The sequence below is a fragment of the Microbacterium sp. CPCC 204701 genome (assembly GCF_004010105.1).
GTDB lineage: Bacteria > Actinomycetota > Actinomycetes > Actinomycetales > Microbacteriaceae > Microbacterium.
Window position 1 is genome coordinate 1 of sequence record NZ_RRYE01000607.1, and the last position, 1,174, is coordinate 1,174.

The following is a 1,174-nucleotide window of genomic DNA, read 5'->3' on the forward strand; positions in this document are numbered from 1 at the left end:
GCCGCGCGTCTCGTGCAGCCGAGGGTCGCGCAGTGGCAGCGGCTGTGGGAGTCCACCGTCGCCGCCGAGACCGCACGCACCCGCGACCAGCTCGAGAGCCTGGCCGCCGGGATGCGGGGACTCCTGGCCGACGCAGCGGTCGAGCGCGGCGAGCGCCGAGACGGCCCGCGCGCGTTCGGCATGTGCGGCCGGTTGCGGACGTGGGACTGGCCGACCTGAGCCGCGCTGATCGGATCGGCGCGATGACGTGTAGCCTCAGCACCACAGGGTCACCGCGGCTCTCGAAGGAGTCAGACCCATGGGTGACAAGTCCACGCGCAGAGAAGGCGGCAAGACCGCTCCCTCCAAGACGCTGAAGGAGAAGCGTCTCGCGAAGGCCGACAAGAAGGCCGCCAACAGCCGCGCCGCCGACAGCGACGCCATCACGAGCATCAAGAAGCGCTGACGTCTGTCGCCGGCACGCGGGGCGATCGGTTCGCCCGCGTCGGCTGGCACGGCGGAGATGTAAAAACGTTTCGGACGAGAGGGCGGACACGCAGGAAAGCGCCTACCATGATCGGACCGGGTGCCCGCGACGGGGGCGGCGCCCTCGAGCCGTCAGAGACGAGGCCGCTATGAAGCGAGTCGGCATCCGCGATGTCGCGCAGCACGCCGGCGTGTCGATCAGCACGGTCTCGAACGCGCTCAACCGGCCCCACATGGTCAGCGAGCGGCTCGTCGAACGCGTGCGATCGGCCGCCGACAAACTCGGCTACGTTCCGCTGCAGGCGGCCCAGCAGCTGCGCGCCGGGCGCAGCGGCCTGCTCGGCATGGCCGTCATCAACATCGCCAACCCGTTCTTCGCCGACATGGTCGCCGGTGCCGAGGACGCCGCGTCGGCGGCCGGCCTGCGCGTGCTGGTCGGCAACTCCAGCGATGACATCGCCAAGGAGCGCGACCACCTCGAGCTGTTCGAGCGGGTACAGGTCGAGGGGGCGCTCGTGAGTCCCTTCGGTCCGCTCGAGCCCTGGCTGCAGCGGCTGCGCGGGCGCGGCATCCCCGTCGTGCTCGTCGACGCGGTCGACGAGCGGGACGAGCTCGCCTCGGTGTCGTTCGACGACGTCGCCGGCGGCCGGCTCGCCGCCGAGCACCTGTTCGAGCAGGGCCGCCGGCGCCTCGCGTTCGTCGGCGCCCG

Annotated in this window: 2 protein-coding genes and 1 pseudogene; all 3 read left to right on the plus strand. The window is 71.6% G+C overall.

Going from position 1 to position 1,174, the window contains the following annotated elements:
- Positions 1-219, plus strand: a pseudogene (locus EIO58_RS18270) (cupin); the annotation flags it as partial.
- A 79-nt stretch (positions 220-298) separates the two neighbouring features.
- On the plus strand, positions 299-445 hold the full coding sequence (locus tag EIO58_RS19105; protein WP_164861884.1) for a hypothetical protein: 147 nt from the start codon (positions 299-301) through the stop codon (positions 443-445).
- Between the two features lie 169 nt (positions 446-614).
- Positions 615-1,174, plus strand: a 560-nt coding sequence (locus EIO58_RS18275) for a LacI family DNA-binding transcriptional regulator (protein WP_164861885.1), incomplete at its 3' end; no start/stop codon positions are given.

Coding starts and splice junctions, on each gene's coding strand:
- EIO58_RS19105 (WP_164861884.1), top strand. CDS start 299: ATGGGTGACAAGTCCACGCGCAGAGAAGGCGGCAAGACCGCTCCCTCC.